The organism is Immundisolibacter sp., assembly GCF_041601295.1.
Lineage (GTDB): Bacteria > Pseudomonadota > Gammaproteobacteria > Immundisolibacterales > Immundisolibacteraceae > Immundisolibacter.
The window spans coordinates 1-19,526 of sequence record NZ_JBFIII010000007.1; the positions used below are offsets into that span (position 1 = coordinate 1).

Annotated in this window: 21 protein-coding genes; 8 read left to right on the top strand and 13 right to left on the bottom strand. The window is 60.8% G+C overall.

The window, feature by feature from the left end; translation table 11 throughout:
• Positions 1-1,096: Rieske 2Fe-2S domain-containing protein (locus ABZF37_RS01750; protein WP_372716104.1), on the bottom strand; the 1,096-nt coding region annotated here is incomplete at its 3' end.
• A 409-nt stretch (positions 1,097-1,505) separates the two neighbouring features.
• Here ABZF37_RS01750 and ABZF37_RS01755 point away from each other — a divergent pair.
• Both ABZF37_RS01755 and ABZF37_RS01760 read left to right on the top strand, forming a co-directional pair.
• Positions 1,506-1,775, top strand: coding sequence for an RNA recognition motif domain-containing protein (locus tag ABZF37_RS01755; RefSeq protein ID WP_372716106.1), 270 nt, complete (start codon positions 1,506-1,508; stop codon positions 1,773-1,775).
• Positions 1,776-1,864: 89 nt separating this feature from the next.
• A complete protein-coding gene (locus ABZF37_RS01760) occupies positions 1,865-2,110 on the top strand; it encodes a DUF1244 domain-containing protein (protein WP_372716108.1) in 246 nt (81 codons plus the stop codon).
• 123 nt (positions 2,111-2,233) lie between these two features.
• Here ABZF37_RS01760 and ABZF37_RS01765 read toward each other — a convergent pair whose 3' ends face one another.
• From ABZF37_RS01765 to ABZF37_RS01800, 8 genes are all read right to left on the bottom strand, one after another.
• Entirely contained in the window at positions 2,234-2,707 is a 474-nt protein-coding gene (locus ABZF37_RS01765; RefSeq protein ID WP_372716110.1) for a hypothetical protein, read from the bottom strand.
• Between the two features lie 125 nt (positions 2,708-2,832).
• Complete coding sequence (locus ABZF37_RS01770) at positions 2,833-3,195, bottom strand: response regulator (RefSeq protein WP_372716112.1); 363 nt, start codon at positions 3,193-3,195, stop codon at positions 2,833-2,835.
• Between the two features lie 54 nt (positions 3,196-3,249).
• The gene (locus ABZF37_RS01775) at positions 3,250-3,693 is read right to left on the bottom strand and encodes a chemotaxis protein CheX (protein WP_372716114.1); all 444 of its coding nucleotides are present in this window, start codon (positions 3,691-3,693) and stop codon (positions 3,250-3,252) included.
• The gene (locus ABZF37_RS01780; RefSeq protein WP_372716117.1) at positions 3,668-4,534 is read right to left on the bottom strand and encodes a protein-glutamate O-methyltransferase CheR; all 867 of its coding nucleotides are present in this window, start codon (positions 4,532-4,534) and stop codon (positions 3,668-3,670) included. The genes ABZF37_RS01775 and ABZF37_RS01780 overlap by 26 nt, the downstream gene beginning before the upstream one ends.
• Positions 4,524-5,615 carry a chemotaxis response regulator protein-glutamate methylesterase gene (locus tag ABZF37_RS01785; RefSeq protein ID WP_372716119.1) on the bottom strand — a complete coding sequence of 364 codons (1,092 nt, stop codon included), beginning with the start codon at positions 5,613-5,615 and terminating at the stop codon, positions 4,524-4,526. The genes ABZF37_RS01780 and ABZF37_RS01785 overlap by 11 nt, the downstream gene beginning before the upstream one ends.
• A gap of 166 nt (positions 5,616-5,781) precedes the next feature.
• Entirely contained in the window at positions 5,782-7,482 is a 1,701-nt protein-coding gene (locus tag ABZF37_RS01790; RefSeq protein WP_372716122.1) for a methyl-accepting chemotaxis protein, read from the bottom strand.
• Between the two features lie 58 nt (positions 7,483-7,540).
• Entirely contained in the window at positions 7,541-7,948 is a 408-nt protein-coding gene (locus ABZF37_RS01795; protein ID WP_372716124.1) for a chemotaxis protein CheW, read from the bottom strand.
• Between the two features lie 32 nt (positions 7,949-7,980).
• The gene (locus ABZF37_RS01800; protein ID WP_372716126.1) at positions 7,981-10,266 is read right to left on the bottom strand and encodes a chemotaxis protein CheW; all 2,286 of its coding nucleotides are present in this window, start codon (positions 10,264-10,266) and stop codon (positions 7,981-7,983) included.
• Between the two features lie 162 nt (positions 10,267-10,428).
• Between ABZF37_RS01800 and ABZF37_RS01805 the strand changes: the two genes are divergently transcribed.
• The 5 genes from ABZF37_RS01805 (at position 10,429) to ABZF37_RS01825 (ending at position 14,786) form a co-directional block, all read left to right on the top strand.
• Positions 10,429-11,082, top strand: a complete 654-nt coding sequence (locus ABZF37_RS01805; RefSeq protein WP_372716129.1) for a DUF4126 domain-containing protein — start codon at positions 10,429-10,431, stop codon at positions 11,080-11,082.
• Positions 11,083-11,097: 15 nt separating this feature from the next.
• The gene (locus ABZF37_RS01810) at positions 11,098-12,264 is read left to right on the top strand and encodes an acyl-CoA dehydrogenase family protein (RefSeq protein WP_372716131.1); all 1,167 of its coding nucleotides are present in this window, start codon (positions 11,098-11,100) and stop codon (positions 12,262-12,264) included.
• Positions 12,264-13,373, top strand: coding sequence for a CaiB/BaiF CoA transferase family protein (locus tag ABZF37_RS01815; RefSeq protein WP_372716133.1), 1,110 nt, complete (start codon positions 12,264-12,266; stop codon positions 13,371-13,373). Before ABZF37_RS01810 ends, ABZF37_RS01815 begins: the two co-directional genes overlap by 1 nt.
• Positions 13,374-13,432: 59 nt before the next feature.
• Positions 13,433-14,149 (top strand): glutathione S-transferase family protein, encoded by a 717-nt coding sequence (locus ABZF37_RS01820; RefSeq protein ID WP_372716135.1) that lies wholly within the window; start codon positions 13,433-13,435, stop codon positions 14,147-14,149.
• A gap of 316 nt (positions 14,150-14,465) precedes the next feature.
• Positions 14,466-14,786, top strand: a complete 321-nt coding sequence (locus ABZF37_RS01825; RefSeq protein ID WP_372716137.1) for a glycine zipper domain-containing protein — start codon at positions 14,466-14,468, stop codon at positions 14,784-14,786.
• A 50-nt stretch (positions 14,787-14,836) separates the two neighbouring features.
• Here the strand turns inward: ABZF37_RS01825 and ABZF37_RS01830 are convergent, their stop codons facing one another.
• Positions 14,837-15,802, bottom strand: a complete 966-nt coding sequence (locus ABZF37_RS01830) for a dihydrodipicolinate synthase family protein (RefSeq protein WP_372716140.1) — start codon at positions 15,800-15,802, stop codon at positions 14,837-14,839.
• Positions 15,803-15,894: 92 nt separating this feature from the next.
• Between ABZF37_RS01830 and ABZF37_RS01835 the strand changes: the two genes are divergently transcribed.
• Positions 15,895-16,314: an FxsA family protein gene (locus tag ABZF37_RS01835; RefSeq protein WP_372716142.1), complete on the top strand. Its 420-nt coding sequence runs from the start codon at positions 15,895-15,897 to the stop codon at positions 16,312-16,314.
• A 179-nt stretch (positions 16,315-16,493) separates the two neighbouring features.
• On the opposite strand, the gene otsB is transcribed toward ABZF37_RS01835, so the two are convergent.
• From otsB to ABZF37_RS01850, 3 genes are all read right to left on the bottom strand, one after another.
• On the bottom strand, positions 16,494-17,642 hold the full coding sequence (otsB, locus tag ABZF37_RS01840) for a trehalose-phosphatase (RefSeq protein WP_372716144.1): 1,149 nt from the start codon (positions 17,640-17,642) through the stop codon (positions 16,494-16,496).
• A 106-nt stretch (positions 17,643-17,748) separates the two neighbouring features.
• Positions 17,749-18,453, bottom strand: coding sequence for a phosphoglycolate phosphatase (gene gph, locus ABZF37_RS01845; protein ID WP_372716146.1), 705 nt, complete (start codon positions 18,451-18,453; stop codon positions 17,749-17,751).
• A gap of 26 nt (positions 18,454-18,479) precedes the next feature.
• Positions 18,480-19,136, bottom strand: a complete 657-nt coding sequence (locus tag ABZF37_RS01850) for an NUDIX domain-containing protein (protein ID WP_372716148.1) — start codon at positions 19,134-19,136, stop codon at positions 18,480-18,482.
• Between the last annotated feature and the right edge of the window lie 390 nt (positions 19,137-19,526).

Here is a 19,526-nt window from a genome sequence, read left to right on the forward strand (position 1 = left end):
CGTCCTCCATTGAGATATACCCGGCCGGTCCGACCAGGTTGTGCTGCTTCAGGCGATGCGCCGTCAGCTCGGGCGCGTCGTCGGCAAAACCATAGAAGGTCCAGACCAGCTCGGTGGCCGTGATCCCCTTGGTCTGGATCTGTCGCACCGCTAGGGTGTTCGAAATCTGCTGCACCACGACATTCGGGAATATGGACTGGATGGTCAGTGAAATCTCGCCACCCAGTTCCGGAACCCAGCGCAGTAACTCTGGCGCTTCCAGCTGCGCGTCCGCTTGCGCCTTGCGAGAGCTGGCTTGCTGGTAGTGCTCGATGCTCTGGTCCTCGGCTGGCTTGCACACCTGAAGCAACTGATGGAGCTTGTTTTTGGACAGATGGACCCAGCCGCGCTGGCCTTGCCGGTAGATGCCGAAGGTCGGGTAGAACAAATGGAGCAGACCCCCGTGGTAGCTGTCGCGCGAGTTCTCGGCATACAGCTTCCAGTTGCCGTTGAAATATTGCCGCGCATGGCCAAGGACGCGGATCGGGCGCTCGAACACCCGCTCGATGTTGCCGCAATGTTCGTTACCCAGGTACTCCCGCAACGGCGGCGCCGCCTGGTCGAAACTGCCAAAAATCATTTCGGCGATCGTGTCGACCCGCAGCTTCTGCAAGCCATGTCCGGCCAACTCGAAATCGGCAGGATAGCCGCCCTTGCCGCCCAGTCCCTTGCGGAATGGCACGCCGACCAGATTGCCAGCGGGGTCGTAGGCCCACTGGTGGTACACGCAGGTATGGGTGCCGTTTGCGCCCACGTTGCCGCGCAACTCGCGGCACACCAGCGCGCCGCGATGAGCGCAACGGTTAACCCAGCAGTGCAGCGCGCCGTCACCGTCGCGTGTCAGAACCACCGGTGTGTCGCCAACAAACGTCGCCTTGAAGTCTCCGATCCGAGGCAATTCGGCATTCAGCCCGAGAAAGCTCCACACCGGACCGCGAAAAATACGTTCCTGTTCCTGCGCGTAAATCGCCTCATCGGTATATAGCCGGTAGGGTGCTCGCGTCTCGCCCGCGGCTGGCCAACGCAAGGGCAGGTCGGATACTGATGGAGCATTCATGTCTCGTGTCTCCTATGCAGGACTGGGTTAAATGGGAACGGATCGGATACGGCGCTATTGGCTGTAGGCCAAGGATCGACGACGCCACGTCGGATCAGCCAGGCCGGGGCCTTGTTTCCCCCTCGGGTAAATGCCGCGAAAAATTTATCTTTACGTTACGTGTACAGTGTGCCCAATTTCGCGTACGCTTGCGAAAGCCCATGATTTCTGGCTGCGGGTGCCAGGCCGATTTCCTGAGTTGGCTGGCAAGTCGCGACGAAATCAGCGGGTTATAACGCGCTGACTGGCGGCTGAGTTTAATTCCCGAACCTGCCGGGACGCCAACGGACAGCGGTTTTAATGACTCCGGGACAGTGCGGACCCGCATCGCCGGTTCGACGTGTTTCGTTTTTGGAAGTGGTTTTCGGATATGACTTCGATTTATGTTGGCAATCTGCCTTTTTCCGTGTCGGAAGACGAGTTGCGCACCCTGTTTGAGGAGCATGGCTCGGTTCATTCCGTAAAACTAATCAATGACCGCGAGACGGGTCGGCCACGGGGATTCGGCTTCGTCGAAATGGATCCTTCAGAGGCGGCAGTTGCCATCCAGCGACTGAACGGCGTCGATCTTGGTGGTCGTGCGCTGCGCATCAACGAAGCGCAGGAAAGGGAAGCACGCCCCCCGCGCCGTCCGCGCTAACTTCAGTCGCCTGAGTTTCTTGGAACCCCGCGGCGCATACGGCGTCGCGGGGTTTTTGTGTTGTTCAGAGTCTCTTGGAGACGGATCTTATGGATGAAAGTATTCAGACCAAAATAGAAGCTGCCGCATTTCGGCAGTTGCTACGGCATCTTGGCGAACACACCGAGGTACAGAATATCGACCTCATGAATCTGGCAGGGTTCTGCCGCAATTGCCTGTCCAAGTGGTACCGGTCGGCCGCCAGTGAACAGGGCGTGGAAATCACCGACCAGGACGCGCGCCAGGCCATTTACGGCATGCCGTACGAGGATTGGAAAGCTCTACATCAAAAATGATGGCGTTGCCGGTCAGGCGCAATTCCATTCATCAGCGGTAGCTTTGAACGATCCGGACCAAGCTCTGATCTGTGATTGACAGACGGATGGATTCCGATAGTTCACATTGGGGTCGGTTGATGATCACACGACGAGGAGACTGAGAACACCTTTGCCGTAGCCCTGGACCTCGATCTCAAGATCCAGGCGCCCACCTGGACCAGCTAGCACCGGACCGGCCTCCTCCGGTACCGTGCCAACCGCGAATTCGGCCAGCCGCACCACCCGCCCACTGCCGGCGGTGAACAGGCTGGTCATCACGTTGGCGACTTCACGAAAATTGTCAGCGATATTCTGGGGCAGGATGCCGTTACGTGCGGCATCCTGGGCAGCGCTGGCCGGAATCATTGCCAATGAGGCGCCGGCCGCCGCCGCCACGGCGACATCGGCCACGATAATCGCCACTGTTTTTTTTGCTTCGTCCACACAAACGGCCACGACCGCGCCCTTGGGCACTTGCTTGAAGGCCTGAGTGGGTTGAGCGGTTGCGTTTCTGCCCACCAGAGAGGCAATTAACTTACCCACCGCCTGTGCGGTGGGCAGGACCTTACTCGACATGGCGCCCCCGAAAAATATGGAGAAACTGGCTCAAAAGAAGTTACCTCAGGCTGGTCTGCGACGCGCAGGCGTACCGTGGCGTAATCGCGCCGTCGGCAGCGCTTGAAACAAAACCAGGCTGAACTTCAGGTCAGAATCGGATCGAGAATCTGGCGAAAGGTATCTTCAGTAAATGGCTTGGTAATCATGAAAGCAGCGCCTCGCTCACGGGCCATATCACGCACCTCCGGTGCGGTTTCGGATGTTACGAAACCGAACATGACTTTATGCCCTTCCGCTCGGACCGCATCCAGGAGCTCCAAGCCCGTCATCTGTGGCATGTTCCAGTCAGAAAGCACGAGGTCCGGGGGAGACTTCCGAATCAACTCAAGCGCTTGAAGGCCGTTTTCCGCCTCTTCCAAGTCATGCTTATCGTAACCCGCCTGGCGCAGTGTGCGCCGGACGATCATGCGCATAGCCTTGCTGTCATCTACCAGTAAAATTCTCATTTTCAGCGTCCACCATGTCAAAGCGCACAATTAAGCAGTTACCTGTGCAGGTCGTCACTGCACCTGATTAGGTTTGGTCATACGTACCAATAATTTCCCTGCGGCCGAATCGAAGGCCTGCTCAAATGCCCATGCGTGCATTATCGGCTCAGTCGTTTCGGTCTCCCAGGTCAGGGGCAAGGACTGTTTGAGGGCGCCCGGCCATAGGCCTTTTATGTTGCCCCCCAAAATATTGGCCATCTCACCGACGGTATCCATGACCAGACCCAGGTCGACCTCATCGACAGGCAAATCAACCAGATTGGCAGTCGCCTGCTGAGCCAGCGACAGGCTACAGTCAATACGCAGGACGAGTTCTCCGTCGCCCTGAATTTCGATCTGGCTGCTAATGCCTGGCTCCGGGACTTCGATCAATGAGGTAACCAACAAATCCAAGCCTACCATCGAGCTCCAGGTCTCGCGTGTCAAGGCTTCAATATCTACTGTGTCGATACTCATTGCCGGTACCTGTAGGTGCGTCTGTTCCGGCATTCTTGAGCCGGTAGGTGCCAGGATATGTGCGCTCAAAATTGAGATCGACATTCAGAGTCGTTTCCGCAGTGCCCAGCATAAGAAATCCATCCGGCGCCATAATTTGGCGCGCCCTTTCCAGTATTTTCTTTTTTGTTTCCAAGTTGAAGTATATCAACACATTACGCATCAATATCAGGTCTGGCGCAAGGCTATCCGGCCAGTCACCAATTAAGTTTATCTGTCGAAATTCGACCATATTTCGAATATCTTCATTCAGCTCATAGTCAGCGCTGTTACGAGCAAAATGCTGCGCCAGATATTGCTCGGATAATCCACGCTCAACTTCGTGTTTTCGATATGCGCCCGTTTTCGCTCGGCTCAGACACGTTGTCGAAACATCTGTCGCCAACAGGTGCAAACGCCAACTCGCAAGTTCCGGCAACTGCTCGCGAATTTTCATGGCCAGGCTGTAGGGCTCCTGTCCAGTGGAGCAGGCTGCGCTCCAGATCTGTAAACGACGTTGTTTTTTGCGGGCTTCCATGAGGTTCGGTAACACGACCTTGACCATCGTTTCGAATAGGTCAGGATCACGAAAAAAATACGTTTCGTTGACGGTAAGGGCATCCACGACTTCCATGTACAAGTCGTCACCGGCAGCTTGCCTCAAGCGCACGACCAAAGCATCGAGGTCCTCGAGACTGTATTTTCGCAGTAGCGGTTGCATACGCGACTCGATCAGATAATCCTTCTCCGCGTCCAGTACGATGGCCACGCGGCTGAAAAGAAGGTCTCGGATGTAGGCAAAAGCATGTGCGCTAGACGGCATAGCGAGTGGCCCTGTGTGCGGTCCTAGCGGCTCGCGAAAGAATCGCGGAACCGATTTCCGACAGAGGCAGCACACGTTCTGCAAGCCCATCATTTACCACCGCTCCGGGCATCCCCCACACCACCGAGCTGGCTTCGTCCTGAGCGTATACGGAACCACCCTGAGCGTATAGCGTGCGACAGCCGTTACAACCGTCCCTACCCATGCCAGTGAGTATCACCGCCAACACACCTGCTCCGTAGCACTCAACCGCCGACTCCAGCAAGGCGTCTACAGCCGGACGGCAAAAATTAACGGGTGGTTTCTGATCAAGCCTCAACGTCGGTACTCCGGCTTCGCATACAACGCGCATATGGTGGTCACCCGGTGCGAGCCAGATGGTGCCAGGTGTCAATGGACTGCCTTCGATCCCCTCACGTACGCGCAGCGGGCAGCGGGCGTCGAGACGCTCGGCGAGCAGGCGCGTGAATAACGGGGGCATGTGCTGGGCAATCAGCACCGGCACCGGGAAGTCCGCGGGTAACTGGGCCAGCACCTCGTCAAGCGCATTCGGTCCGCCCGTAGACGAACCGATAACCAACAGACTTATGTCCGTTTGGATCGTGTGCTGTCTCGCGGGCAGCGCCGGTCGCGTTGGGACTGTTGGCAGTGTGTCCGCACTGCCGGCGGCGGGCAACCGTAACAGGGGGCGGATCTTGCGCGTGAGGTCGATTCCAAACTGCTTCAGATTACCCTCCAGCGTCAAACCCGAGGCTGGCTTGGGAATGTAGTCATCCGCGCCCCGCGATAACGCTTCCAGCGTCGTCGACGCACCGCGTTCCGTCAGGCTGCTGCATATGACCACCGGTAGCTGTGGCCAGCGCTTACGCAGGTGGGACAGCGTCGCCAAACCGTCCATCTGCGGCATTTCGATGTCCAGCGTGATCAGGTCAGGCGACATCTGCTCAATCTGTGCCAGCGCAGAGACGCCGCTGAATGCGGTGCCACACACACGCAGGTCGGGATCACTCTCGACCGCGTGCTTGACCAAACGGCGCATGAGCGCCGAGTCGTCCACGACCAGAATGCGTTTTGTAGTCATGTCGCGCTAAAACCGGATGGAGCATTTCCAGAGTGAGCGACAAGCTGGCCGGTGTATGAAGCGTGCTCGTCCATGATCGCTCGTGGCGCTCGCCGTGTCGGATTCATCTGCGTGTACACGAAGTGTTCGCCTGAGGTTGCCAAAATCAAGGCCTTGACCGGGGGTATCAAGCCGCGCGCAGCTCGCCCAGAAAACGATTCACTTCATCGCGCAACGTCGTCCCCTGGCGCGCCAGCTCATCAGCTGACCCCAGCAATTGCCCAGCAGCTGCACCCGTTTCAGCGGCTGCGCTGCTCACTTCGGTAATGTTTTGCGATACCTCCTGGGTCCCGGCAGCGGTTTGCGCAATGTTCCGGGCAATATCCTGGGTCGCTTGACCTTGCTCTTTCACCTGGCGGGAAATCACGTTGGCGGTGTCATTGAGTTCGCGAATGGTGCTTCCGATGCCCTGGATGGAAGAGATCGCTTCCTGTGTGGCGGCCTGGATCGCGGCAATTTGTGACGCCACTTCCTCGGTCGCCTCAGCGGTTTGCTTGGCCAGGGACTTCACCTCCGAAGCGACCACCGCGAAACCTTTGCCAGCGTCGCCGGCGCGAGCCGCTTCGATGGTGGCATTCAGGGCTAACAGGTTGGTTTGCGAAGCGATGCCATTGATCAGAGTAACCACGTCACCAATCTTTCCCGCCGCATCGGCCAGGCTCTGCACCTTGGCGTTGGTTACCTCGGCGCTTTCGAGCGCACGCGTGGCAATTTCGGCCGAGTGGGAACCGTGACGACCGATCTCGGCGATGGATGTTGCCAGCTGTTCCGCCGCTGCGGCCAAAGTCTGGACGTTCGCGGTCGCCTGCTCCGAAGCCGCGGCCACGGTAGCCGCACGCAGGTCGGTAAACTCAGCCGTCTGACTCATGCTCTGGGCGGTCGCCCGCAGCTCCTCGGCGGAACTGTTCAGCGTGTTCAGCGCCTGGGCCAGCGAGGTATCGAACTCACTGATGAAGCGCTCAATAGCGACTCGCCGCTGCTCCTTGCCGGCCTGCTCGATCTGTTGCTCATTCTGCAGCATTTCAGCTTGACGGCGATTCTCCTTGAAGACCTCAAGCGCCCGAGCCAGGGAACCGATTTCGTCACGCCGGTCCAGATCCACCGCCGCCCCGTCGATCTCACCCTTGGCGACAGCACGCATCGCAGCCGTAATACGGGCGAGCGGCAGCGATACACCGCCCAGGGTAGTGAATACCCCCCATCCGCCAATAACCAGGGTGGCTAGCATTAATGTCCCTGTCACCAAACGGGACGTCTGGTACATCGCTGCATTGCGGGCATACAGCGTAGCTGCCTGTTCGCGCTGGAAATCGATCAGCATCGAGAGGGCTTCGACCGCTGGGCCCAACTCCTGCTGCATACGGGTGCGGGCATACGTTTCGAGTTCCTCAGCGTTACGCCGCTCAAGTATCTGTACCAGGCTCTCCACGGACTGATTGGCTTGCGCCAACACCTGAGCCACATCGTTTGCCAGATCAGTCTCGTCCTTCAGCGCCTTTGGGCGGCTTTGATACTGTTCCCAGGGCCCTCTGATGTTATTCAGGGCCACGTTCACGGTCTGGCGTGCCTCAAGCCACTCATTGCCGGTTCTTTGCGCCGTTCGAACCGCATTGACAATGACTACCTGGTACTGCTCGGTCACCAGATATAAGGCCAGTACCGGTTCAATGCGATTGCTGTAGATGTCCTCGATGCGCTGATCAGCGGCACGCGATAGCCACCAACCGCTCCCCCCTAGAATTATTGCCATCAGGGATGTGGACAGGACGACCCAGAGTAGTCGAGCTCTGATAGACAGGGCGGGCATCTTTGAGGGTAGAAGTTTCATTGCTTGCTTATCCTGTAATAAGGACCAATCGTACAAAATGGCTCACGCGGCGCCGCGGTCAGGCGGCATCGGCGTTACCGCCGATGACCTGGTCTGGGTCCAGAATCAGCAGCAACGTATCCGGCTGCTTACACACAGCCCGCACAAAGCCCCGGATGCTCTCATCCAGCGTAGGTGGAGGTGACTCGAAGTCATCCGGGTCCGCCTCGATCACATCGCCCACGCCGTCTACCAGGAAACTGACCACCCCAAGCTCGCGACTCAGAACGACGCTCATGGGCTTCATGCCTTCCGCCCGCGGTGGCAAGCCAAGGCGGTCGCGCAGATCGAGTACAGTCACGATCTGGCCGCGCAAGTTGATCAGTCCGCGAACCATGCTGGGAGCCAGCGGCACATACGTGAGATCGAGGTGTTGGTTGACTTCCTGTACTCGCAGCAGGTCGACACCGAGAAACAAGTCAGCCACGTAAAACGTGCATAAGGAGGTCCGGCCAGCCATTACGCGACCTCTTTGAGTCGAGCCTGTTTGCGCCGTTCGTGCGGATCGATCCCGGCGGCCCGCACCGCGGCGCCCATGTCGAACAGATCGGTAACCCGCCCGGCGATCAGTGCTGTGCCGCGCAAGCAGTCGCGCTCCAACTCGCGTTCGAGCAGAACGTCCTGCTCCACGATGTCCACGATTCGCTCGACCACAAATCCGATCGAAACATAGCCCTCGCTATACACGACCACTTGCAAAGGCGCGCCTTCAGGCGCCGGCAGCTGATCAAGGCGGATCAGCGCCAGCATGCCGCCGCGATACTGGATTACTTGCTGCCCGGCAGTGACCTCAATGCGCTCGGGACGGATTTCTTCCAGCCGCGCCACCTCGACCAGGGGTACGGCCAACAGGGCCCCACCGCGGGCTTCGAACTGCAACAGGCCTTGCCGCTGATCGAGCGCCGTCTCAGCCTGCGCACGCTTTGTTATCCCGCCACTCAGGGCAGAGGTCAAACCAGCGGCCTGGGCGAGGCCCGCGACATCCAGAATCAACGCTACGCGGCCATCCCCCATAATGGTGGAACCCGCGAAAACAGAGATGTTCCTGATCTCCTGGCCGAGTGGCTTGACTACAATTTCCTGGGTATCGCTTACGCGATCCACGACCAGGCCAAATGGGCGTTCGTCAGCCTGCAACACAACGATGATGGACGCGCTGGGGGCATTTTCGATCGCCGGGAGGCACAGCATTTTGTCCAGGTATACCAGCGGCAGCAGATCCCCGCGCAGCCGGTATACCGGCACGCTGTGAATGTGTTCGACCTCGGTCGACAGCTCCTCAGCTTCCAGGCGAACCAGTTCCAGGACGTTAACCTGCGGGATCGCGTAACGCTCCCGCCCGCTTGACACCATCAGCGCGGGCACGATCGCCAGGGTCAGCGGAATGCGTATCTTGATCAAGGTGCCTTCACCTAGCTTGCTGTCGATCTCGATGCTGCCGCCGATGTTCTCGATGTTGGTCTTGACGACATCCATGCCAACGCCCCGGCCTGACACGTTCGACACCGCATCGACGGTGGAGAATCCAGGCAGAAACACCAACGCTTGCAAGTCCTCCTCGGACATGACCGCTGCGCGTTCGGGCGTGATAAGCCCTCGCTCCAGGGCCCGCGCCTTGACTTTTTCGGTATGTATTCCGCCACCATCATCGACGACCTCCAGCACCACCTTGCCGCCTGCGTGGTAAGCGCGCAGGGTCAGGGTGCCAACGGCCGGTTTGCCGGCGGCGACGCGCTTTTCAGCCGTTTCAATTCCGTGGTCGACCGAATTACGCACGATGTGCGTCAGGGGATCCCTGATCGCTTCCAGAATGGTGCGGTCCAGTTCAGTCTCAGCCCCCTCGGTTTGCAGGCGAACCTGTTTGCCGCAGGTGACCGACAGATCCCGCACCACGCGCGGGAATTTGGCCCATGCGTTACCGATCGGCTGCATACGGGTTTTCATGACCCCCTCCTGCAGCTCGGAGGTGATCAGATCAAGCCGTTGCGAGGCGGTCTGAATGCCCGATTCGCTGCGCACGACCGGGTGTTGCAATATCTGGTTGCGGGCGAGGACCAGCTCGCCGACCAAAGTCATCAACGTATCCAACAGGCGGACGTCGACCCGCACGTTGGCCTCTGCCACAGTGTTGGTACGCCCTGCTTCCGGTTTCGCCGCCTCACCGGCCTGGTCTGCCGGCGATGCCGGCATCGTCTCGGAGTCTGCTAGTGCGGGTATCTGACCGGTGGACTTGGCCTCAGCGGATTCGACCTGTTCGTCGGGCGGCAGTCGCTCCTGGGCGATAGCGGTCGGCGGTATTTCAACAGCACTGCTTTTGAAGCTGGTGACTGGATCGGCCGCAGGCGACGGATCACTCGTCTCATCATCGGTCAGAGCCGCCAGGCGGCCTATCAATGCGCTGCAATCGATGTCGCCTTCGGTGCTGGTGGCTTCGATGTTGACCAGCATGTTCCGGATGATGTCCACCATCTCCAGTAACACGGTCGCCCGCTCGGGGGTGTAGGCGAGTTCACCCTCTCGCAGACGGCTGAGCAGATTCTCACCGCTGTGTGCCAGGCGCTCCAAGGTACCCAAGGCAAGAAAACCCGCCATGCCTTTGAAACTATGTATGGCACGGAAAATCCGGCCGAGGCGCTCACGCGAACCCGGGTCACTCTCCATCGCCACCAGATCCTGATCCAGGTGGTCGAGGTTCTCCCGGCTTTCGACCAGGAATTCGCCGATTATTTCGTCTTGTTCGTCCATGCTCGCGCCCACGTGCTGTTTCCAGGTGAGCCCATGCATAGCCCCAACCCACCTGTCGCCGTGATCGTATATCCGCGTTCGCAGGGCAAAGCTTTAGCGACAGGAGCCCCGATCGGCGCGTGCGATACTGGGCCGCCTCATTCACTGGCTAACCTGGCTGCCATGGACACCTACCAGGAACTGATACGCACCCTGGCACTGACGCTGGGAGTTGGCTGGGCGAGCGGTATCAATCTGTATGCCGCGTTGCTGGTCCTGGGCCTGGCTGGGGCCAGCGGCGATCTGGCTCTACCGCCTGCGCTCGAGGTCTTGACCAACCCGCTGGTGATCGGCGCTGCCGGTCTGATGTACGCGGTCGAGTTCCTTGCCGACAAGACTCCAGGCGTCGACAGTGGCTGGGACGCGATACACACTTTCATACGCATTCCGGCTGGCGCGCTGCTGGCGGCCGGCGCGGTCGGCGAGGTCACGCCGGCGTTGCAGATCGCCGCGGGCATCCTGGGCGGCGGGCTTGCCACGACCCTGCACGTCACCAAGGCCGGCGGCCGGTTGCTGATCAATACCTCACCGGAGCCGTTCTCGAACTGGACCGCGTCGATTGCCGAAGACGCCCTGGTGTTCGGTGGCCTGTGGGCGGTGCTGAACCACCCTGGACTGTTTCTGACGTTGCTGCTGGTATTCCTGCTGCTGCTGGCCTGGCTGCTGCCGAAGGTATTCAGGGCGCTGCGCAAGGTCGGCACTGGCATCCTTGGCCTGGTTGGTCGTCGCAAGCCTGCCCCCGCCGTGCCAGCGAGCGGACCTCAACAATCAAACTGAATCCGGAGAGATTGCGTGGACTTTGAACTCACGGCCGAGCAACAGGCCATCTGCGAGCAGATCACCCGGGTATGCGCGCCGTTTGACGACCGCTACTGGTTCGATCGCGACCACGATGGCCAGTTTCCGTTCGATTTCGTCAAAGCCATGGCCGATGGTGGTTGGCTGGGCATTGCCATGCCCGAGACCTACGGTGGCGCGGGCCTGGGCATCACCGAAGCCGCATTGATGATGCAGACCATCGCCGAGTCAGGCGCCTGCCTGTCCGGCTGCTCGGCGATTCACCTGAATCTGTTTGGCCCGAATGTGGTGGTGAAATTCGGAACCGAGGATCAGCGCCAGCGCTTTCTGCCATCGTTGATCCGCGGCGAACAACGCGCCTGTTTTGCCGTTACCGAACCCAATACCGGCCTCGATACGACACACCTGAAGACCTTTGCCCGACGCGAGGGTGACAAATACATCGTGCATGGCCAGAAGGTGTGGACCAGCAACGCTCAGCATGCCCACAAAATGCTGTTGATCGCCCGCACCACGCCGCTGGAGGAGACCTCCCGGCCCATTGACGGCCTGACCTTGTTCTACTGCGACCTCGACCGGGAACGGATCGAGGTACGCGAGATCGAGAAAATGGGCCGCAAGTGCGTCGACTCCAACCAGGTGTTCATCGACGGCCTGGAAATTCCGGTCGCTGACCGTATCGGCGAGGAAGGCCACGGCTTTCGCTATCTGCTGCACGGCCTGAACCCGGAGCGCATGCTGATTGCCGCCGAGGCGGTCGGTATCGGCCGCGCAGCGCTGCGCAAGGCGACCGAATACGCCAAGGAGCGGGTCGTGTTCGGGCGCCCGATCGGTCAGAACCAGGGAATCCAGCATCCCCTGGCCGAGTGCTGGGCCGAGCTTGAAGCCGCCAATCTGGTGACTCTGAGGGCAGCGAATCGCTACGATCAGGGCCTCGATTGCGGGGCCCACGCCAACGCCGCCAAATACCTGGCCGGCGAAGCCGGTTTCAAGGCCTGCACACAGGCCGTGATGACCCACGGCGGTTTTGGCTACGCCAAGGAGTATCACGTCGAGCGCTATTTGCGTGAAGTGATGATTACCCGCCTGGCGCCGGTCAGCCCGCAGCTGGTGTTGTGCTACATCGCCGAGCGCGTGCTCGGTTTGCCGAAGTCGTACTGATGTTCGCGCCGCTGGCCGGGGTGCGGGTTCTGGAACTCGCGCCCTTTTTGCCCGGTCCGTTTGCGGGCGCCCAGTTGTTGGCACTGGGTGCCGAAGTGGTCAAGCTCGAACCACCGGGCGGCGATCCGGGCCGCCACCTGCCGGACGGACTGTTCGCCATGAACAATCGCGGCAAGAAAAGTCTGTGTCTTGACCTTAAGGCCCCCGGCGCCACACAACTGGTGCAGCGTCTGGTGGCTGGCTTCGACGTGGTACTGGAAGGCTTTCGCCCCGGAGTGGCGAAGCGCCTGTCCGTGGATTACGACAGCCTGCGCCAGGCGCGACCGGACATCATCTATTGCTCCCTGTCGGGCTTTGGTCAGGACGGCACACGGGCGCAGCTGCCGGGGCACGACCTGACCTACCTGGCAGCCGGTGGCGCACTGGCCCGTGCCGGGCACTGGCAGGGGCCGCCACGGCGGCTGGGTGTGCCAGTGGCGGATACGGCGGGCGGTCTGTTCGCGGCACTTGCGGTGGTGTCGGCGCTCCTGCGTCGCCAAACCGGTGGGGCAGGCGCTTATCTGGACGCCTCACTCACGGACGCTGCCCTGAGTCTGGCCGCCTGCCGCGGTCTTGCAGCGCCGGAATCCCGCCAGCATCTGCACCCTGCGAATGATCTGTTTCACTGCCGCGATGGCGGCGTTATCGCCGTCGGGCTGCTGGAGGATCATTTTTTTGAGGCTTTTGTAGCCGCTCTCGGTGCGGCCGGGACCGCTCTGAGGCATCCGGATTTTGCCAACATGGCAAGCCGGCAACGCAATGGCGATGCGCTGCACAGTCTGCTTGATCGGCTCATGGCGACACGCGACGTGGCCGAATGGGAGGCGCTGGCCGCTGCCCATAAGCTACCTCTTGCAAAAGTGCTGAACGTGAGCGAGGCACTCGCGGTTCAGGACCCGGGCGTACCCGCGCCGGCGTTTCCGGTACGCGTCGACCACCAGCGTCTGTCGGCCCCCCTGCAATCGGCTCCGGTGCTTGGCGCTGACAGCGCCCAGATCCTTTCCGGCCTTGGTCTCGATCAGTCGACCCTCATGGCCCTGCACCAGGCCGGAGTTGTGCCAAGCACCTGATATTTCGCAAAAAACGCCGCGGAAGCGGCGGCCTGCGCTCCACCGGACGGAATTCTCTAATGATTGAGCTTTACCAGTTTGCCCCCGCCTGGGACCTGCCCAATCCCAGCCCCTTCTGTATCAAGCTTGAGCTATACCTGAAAATGGCCGGCTTGCCGTACGAGCTCATCACTCAGAACGACACCCGCAAGGGGCCAAAAGGCAAGATTCCGTTCATTCGCGACGCCGGTCAGACGATTGGCGACTCCGAACTGATCATCCAGCACCTGAAAACCAAATATGGCGATCGTGTCGACAGCGGTCTCACCGCCGATCAACACGCCCGTGGCCATCTCATAGACCGTATGCTGCACGACAGCACTTACTGGGTGTTGCTGTATTGCCGTTGGATGGAGGACAACGGTTATGCCGCGGTGCGCGAGGCTTTTTTCTCCGGCATGTCCTGGCCGCTGCGCATGATCGTGCCGCCCCTGGTGCGCCGGGGTCTTAAACGTACCCTCATCGGTCAGGGTCTCGGCCGCCACGATCGGGAGCAGATTTTCTGCTTTGGCTTTGCGCAGATGGAGACGCTGTCGGTGTTGCTTGGAGACAAGCCATATTTGCTGGGGGATCTGCCGTGTAGCGCTGACGCCACGGCCCATGGCTTCATTCTGAGTTTCGTTGGTCCGCCCATCGACAATCCGATGCGCGAATGGATCCGGCGCTCGGCGAATCTGATGGCCTACTATCAGCGTATGAACCAGCGTTTCTACCCGGCTTTGGCACAGGCCCGCTAGGGGAACCACTGGGTTATTCCGCGACCGCGTGCGTACCGCACTGTTCAGCCTGGGTTCAGGTAGTCCAGTGCAGACTGTCCGCACCCCGGAAGAGCTAAGGAAACGCTGAACTATTCGGTGTTTCCCGCAGCGCAAGGATGCGCTGCCAAAATCAGTGGCTGCGAGCCACGGATTTTGTGAGCCATCGGGAAACCACGCTTTTCCGATGGCGGGCGCTGAGAAATCCAGGACGGATTCATTCAGCGCTTCGCTAAAGGAAACCCGGGGCAGACCGATAGCCTCTTTTGATTTCCACAGTTCCCTGGAGCGGATCGTCATGACAATAAACACAATGCTCAAGCTGGCCATTCTGGGCCTGGCGCTGACCGGTGTTGCCCACGCCGGCAGCACGATGGATGCCGCTATCGGTGGTGGCCTGGGCGGCGCCGCTGGCGCGGCCATCGGCAATGAAGTCGGTGGACGCCAGGGCGCTATCATCGGCGGCGCGGTGGGTGCGGCGGCCGGTACCGCTATAACCACCGATGACGGCCATGACTATGATCGGCACCGCTACGTGGAGTACCCGGTGCACGAAAGCCACCGCTACCGCGGTAGTCACTTCTGCCCACCGGGCCAGGCCAAGAAAGGCAACTGCTGAGTTCCGAAGCTGACGACGGCATTCGCGTGCCGTCGTCAGCGGGTCCTGGCTCAGGCGATCCCGAGTTCCGTTAGCTTGCCTGCCAGCCATTCCCGTCGCTGTTGTGGCACTTCGGCGACCGGTCCCAGTACGTGACCGCCTTTCAGACCGATAGCGTCATACCACGGCTTCAGAATGGTGAAGGCACTGGCGTAGGTGCCCGTGCGCATCAGTTCCCATACCGTCATGTCCTCGATGAAGGCTGAGGCCGGGCGCAGGGACAGCCATTTGCTCTGCGCAGCATCCCAGTCGCCCGCCTTCGCGTCGGCCATATAGGCCCGGATCAACGGGCGCAACTTGCCAAATACGGTGTAGTGATAAGCCGCCCACTGCACGAACCAGTAATCCATCCGCAGGTCGTCCAGAAAGTACTGCTCCATCGGCTCCGACACGAAAAAGTCATCGGGCAGTTCGCGCCGAAGCTTGTAGGTATCCGAGCGCCGCAAGGAGCCTTGCTTGACCCCTATGATGGTGGGCAGTTCGGTCAGGCGTTGCATCAGCTCCAGACTCAGTACGGTGCCGGACACCGGCGTGCGGTATAGCACCACCGCCATGTCGGTGCGGTCAGTGATGTATTTGTAGAATGAATGGATCTCGTCGTCGCTCTTGAGCTGAACGGACGGATTCATCACCTCGGCGACGCTGTAGCCAAGTTTGCGGGTGAACTCGATTTTCTCGACCGCCTGGCGGGCGCTCGGGTCCAGGATGATGGTGGCCAGTTGCATGCGTCCGGCATTGGCGTCGGCCACCAGTTCATGAAAATGCATCCACTCGCCGAGGGTCAGATTCCAGGCCTCACCGATGAAACCACCAACGGCGATGCCCTCCATGCCCATATCCACAAAGGCGTCGATGTTATGGCGCAGCGCTGGCGCATCCACCTCGCCATCATGGGTAAACGGCGTCAACGGCGCGTCGTAGAATCCATGCAGTGTGGCTCTGGCCCAGCGTCTGGCCTCATTACGGGTGTAATCCATGTTTTTCTCCACGGATAAAGCTGATGTTAGGTGCTCACGGACGGCATCATAACCGCCACGGTTTTTACTTACGTGAGTTTCAGGTATCACTCATGCCGCGTTTTTTGATCTGGGGCGCACTGCTCGGACTGCCGCTCCTCGAGCTTTACGTCCTACTGGAGGTTGGCAGCTGGATCGGCGCGTTGCCGACGCTGTTGTTGCTGATCGCGGCTGCTTTTATCGGCACGGCGCTGATGCGCCGGGCGGGCCTGACTGGCTTACTGCGCGTGCGGGCGGCGCTTGAGGCCGGGGAGCTACCCGCCCGGCCGTTGCTTGAGGCAACGCTGACCCTGATCGCCGGCGGACTTTTTGTGGTGCCCGGTTTTCTGACCGACATCTTTGGGCTGTTTCTATTACTGGCGCCGTTGAGGCGACGGCTGGCGGTATACCTCATCGACCGACAACCGCAGAAAGCGGGCGGTAGCGGCCGTGTGATCGAAGGCGAATACCACCGCGACGACCACGACTCCTAGCAGCCTGTCAGACTTGGGCGATCGTAGCGAGCATGGTGGGAGAACGAGGACAAATTTTCACGGTTTTGACGCGCATGGTGGTCCCATGTAAGGAAAAAACGGGGAAATTTGGACCGTTCTCCCTCCGGCGCAGTGGATCAGCTCCAAGTCCGACAGGCTGCTAGCCGGGCGATTGCTTATCAGGCCAACAAAGGGGCCAGCGCAGCCGGCAGCCCGCCTGGCGATGCCAACCGAAAGCGCGCGCTGGTCGGCCTTACTTCCGCGCCGATCACTACGCCGTACCCCCCCGCACGGCGCGCGGCGAGAAAAGCCGGCTCGTCGGCCAGATCATCACCGAAGTAAACCGGCTTGCACGGACCAAACAGGCTTTGCATACGTGCCAGCAGCCAATCGACGGCAGAGCCTTTGTGCCAGTCGATGGTGGGATGAATTTCAAGCACCTGCTGCCCACTTTCGAGCAATAGCCGGTCGAAGGCCGCCAGCCGACTTACCACTGCGCGACGCAGGGCCACGCTCGCGGCCATGGCAAGTCCACGATAGTGAACCGCCAGGGTCAGACCTTTGTGTTCGACCACGCAGCCTGGGTGCTCCTGCGCCAGCGGCGCCAGCACGGCATGGGCCGCGTCCAGGATCGGCCTCCAGTCAACGGCAAGCATGTGTCGTTCCGGAGCGTAATCCGGACCGTGCAGATCCAGTCCGTGGTTGCCGGCCAGATACAGGCCCGGCAGTTGCAGGCGGTGCGAAAGATCGGCGACCGCCCGGCCGCTGACCACGGCAACCGGATGGCGGGCGGAAAGTCGGGCAAGCATGTCGCGTATCGGCTCGGGTAACTGCCCGTCAGCCCGATGCTCCGGAACCGGCGCGAGCGTGCCGTCATAATCGAAAAACAAGGCCACATCGGCGCCGGCGAGCCCAGCCAGGTCCGGCCCCAACGACGGAAGACTGCTGAACTTGCTCGCGTATGCTCGAAGCAGGTCGCCACCGGCGATCTGCGACGGTGCCTGCAATACCAGTTCCGCGCCCGCCGCGAGCTGGGCCGTGGCATGGCTACCGCTACCCAGGCCTGCCACCAGGCCGGCCCCGGCGTGCAGGCCAACCCGTACCGATTCCGCGTCGGTCGCGAGGATTACCACCTGTTCGGGTGCGCCGTGAAAGGGTCGCGGCAGCGTATCTCCGATCTGTCCGGACAGGGCCAGTACGGCCGGCACACCGACGGCTTCCAGCGTCGGAAGGATGCGCCCCAGCCCTGGCCGCGGCCGCTGGCTCAACACCATCACAGCGCGCGGTAGCAGTACTTCGGATGTGGTTTGCGTAGCGGGCCAGCGCATGGAATGACAGCCTGTAGTCAGAGCGCCCCGGGCAGGCGGGAGTATCGAGCCACCGATACGCTATCGGCAAACCGGGCGACTCGTGCTCGCCGCGGGGCCTGACGACTCAGTCAGCGAATGACGGTTCGCCCCATACCCCGGGCAACTCGACCAGGCGCTCCAGTACGGCCACTGCACCGAGGTCGAGAAAATCACACTCGCTGTCATAGCCATGTCGGATGGCGACTGTGGCAACGCCCGCAGCCCGACCGGCCGCCATATCGATCCTGGAATCACCCACCAGAAGACTGCGTCCCGCAGGCGTGCCAAGCTGCGCCAGCGCTGTTAACACCGGCAGTGGATCGGGCTTGAGCTGCGGCGTGCTGTCGCCACCGACCACACTCGCGAAATAGCGACCCAGGCCGAGCAAGTCCAGCAGCGGCAGCGTAAAACGGTGGGGCTTGTTGGTTACGCAGCCCAGGCGCACGCCGCCGGCTGCCAGTGCGATGACAGTCGCGAGTGCACCAGGGTACAGACGACTGCTTCGACACGGCTCGGCGGCGTAGTGCGCATTGAACGTAGCCATGGCTGTGCTGTGGGTCGCGAGCGGCGCCACCCCGTGCAGCTGGCCGGTGAGTGCACAGTGCAGCAGGCGATTGGCGCCGTTGCCCACCCAGGTTCGAACCTCGTGTTCGTGCACCGACGGCTGATCTACCGAGCTCAGGGCCGCGTTCACGCAGCGGGCTAGGTCCGGGACGCTATCGACCAGGGTGCCGTCAAGATCGAACAGGACCGCTTGCGGTACGGCTATCCGTGGTTCGGCCGCGAGCACGCGGGTTCCCCGTGTCCTGGTGGGTCTCACGGCTGGAACGCTCGCAGGCGCTGGCGGTTGAGGGCCAGCCATTGCAGGGCAATGATCGCCGGGCTGTTCTGGATGCGGCCGTTATGCAGCCAGTCCAGTGCCTGGTCCAGGGGCACGCTATGCACGCGGATGTCCTCATCCTCCTCGGCCACGCCGTGGATACCGCCAACGCCCGTCAGGTCCGTAACGGCACAAAACAGGGTCAGGTGCTCACTGACCGCACCGGGACTCATGTAATAGTCCGCGATGCGAACCAACTGCGGCCCGAGCACGCAGCCGGCCTCTTCCAGCGCCTCACGGCGGGCTACCTGCGCCGGCAGTTCGTCGTCGTGGATGATTCCGGCAACGATTTCGATCTGCCACGGCGAGCCGCCGTGGGCATACGGACCGATGCGGAATTGCTCGATCAACAGCACGCTGTCGTGCTCGGGGTCGTAGGGCAGCACCGCCGCAGCGTGGCCACGTTCGAACACTTCGCGCTGTATTGGCCGGCTCCAACACCCGTTGAACAGGCGGTGCCGCAGGCGGTACCGGTCAATCCGGAAGTAGCCCTGGTACACGGTGTCCCGGGCCAGCACTTCGATGTCCCGGCCGCGGTCGAACGCCATGCCATTGGCGGTGTCGGAAACCCCGGGCGGCGTCGGCTTGGACATCCACAGAACCTTCGGCGGAGCAGTCCATCGTACCAGTGATCGAGTCATTTGCCGGCACGGCAAAAACGCGGTACCAAGTATAGGCGCACGCAGGCGCATCCGGACCCATAACTTGCGCTGCCGGTTCGGGTCAAACATTGGAAATACCCAGCCGGTAATACCGAACTGGGAGCTCGGCGCGGCAGTGCACAAGCGGATTGGCACGAGTTTTGTATTAGCAGATATCGGGAGACAGCACGTGCCTTTGGCATTGTTCCCAGGTCCGGCGAAACTTGAGTCCGTCCGGTACACGGGGCCAAAGGCACCCAGACGGGTTCGAGTGTCTCGCAAACCATCAAAACCTAACGAAAAAGGATCAAGCACACACACAGACTTGGACACGACGGAGGT

Excerpts from the sequence above, each read along its gene's own strand:
- ABZF37_RS01760 (WP_372716108.1), top strand. The coding sequence starts at position 1,865 with ATGGATGAAAGTATTCAGACCAAAATAGAAGCTGCCGCATTTCGGCAG.
- ABZF37_RS01830 (WP_372716140.1), bottom strand. The coding sequence starts at position 15,802 with ATGGATTACACCCGTAATGAGGCCAGACGCTGGGCCAGAGCCACACTG.
- ABZF37_RS01805 (WP_372716129.1), top strand. The coding sequence starts at position 10,429 with ATGGACACCTACCAGGAACTGATACGCACCCTGGCACTGACGCTGGGA.
- ABZF37_RS01790 (WP_372716122.1), bottom strand. The coding sequence starts at position 7,482 with ATGAAACTTCTACCCTCAAAGATGCCCGCCCTGTCTATCAGAGCTCGA.
- ABZF37_RS01850 (WP_372716148.1), bottom strand. The coding sequence starts at position 19,136 with ATGTCCAAGCCGACGCCGCCCGGGGTTTCCGACACCGCCAATGGCATG.
- ABZF37_RS01835 (WP_372716142.1), top strand. The coding sequence starts at position 15,895 with ATGCCGCGTTTTTTGATCTGGGGCGCACTGCTCGGACTGCCGCTCCTC.
- ABZF37_RS01825 (WP_372716137.1), top strand. The coding sequence starts at position 14,466 with ATGACAATAAACACAATGCTCAAGCTGGCCATTCTGGGCCTGGCGCTG.
- ABZF37_RS01755 (WP_372716106.1), top strand. The coding sequence starts at position 1,506 with ATGACTTCGATTTATGTTGGCAATCTGCCTTTTTCCGTGTCGGAAGAC.
- ABZF37_RS01785 (WP_372716119.1), bottom strand. The coding sequence starts at position 5,615 with ATGACTACAAAACGCATTCTGGTCGTGGACGACTCGGCGCTCATGCGC.
- ABZF37_RS01815 (WP_372716133.1), top strand. The coding sequence starts at position 12,264 with ATGTTCGCGCCGCTGGCCGGGGTGCGGGTTCTGGAACTCGCGCCCTTT.
- ABZF37_RS01800 (WP_372716126.1), bottom strand. The coding sequence starts at position 10,266 with ATGGACGAACAAGACGAAATAATCGGCGAATTCCTGGTCGAAAGCCGG.
- ABZF37_RS01780 (WP_372716117.1), bottom strand. The coding sequence starts at position 4,534 with ATGCCGTCTAGCGCACATGCTTTTGCCTACATCCGAGACCTTCTTTTC.
- ABZF37_RS01820 (WP_372716135.1), top strand. The coding sequence starts at position 13,433 with ATGATTGAGCTTTACCAGTTTGCCCCCGCCTGGGACCTGCCCAATCCC.
- ABZF37_RS01765 (WP_372716110.1), bottom strand. The coding sequence starts at position 2,707 with ATGTCGAGTAAGGTCCTGCCCACCGCACAGGCGGTGGGTAAGTTAATT.
- ABZF37_RS01770 (WP_372716112.1), bottom strand. The coding sequence starts at position 3,195 with ATGAGAATTTTACTGGTAGATGACAGCAAGGCTATGCGCATGATCGTC.
- ABZF37_RS01775 (WP_372716114.1), bottom strand. The coding sequence starts at position 3,693 with ATGAGTATCGACACAGTAGATATTGAAGCCTTGACACGCGAGACCTGG.
- otsB (WP_372716144.1), bottom strand. The coding sequence starts at position 17,642 with ATGCGCTGGCCCGCTACGCAAACCACATCCGAAGTACTGCTACCGCGC.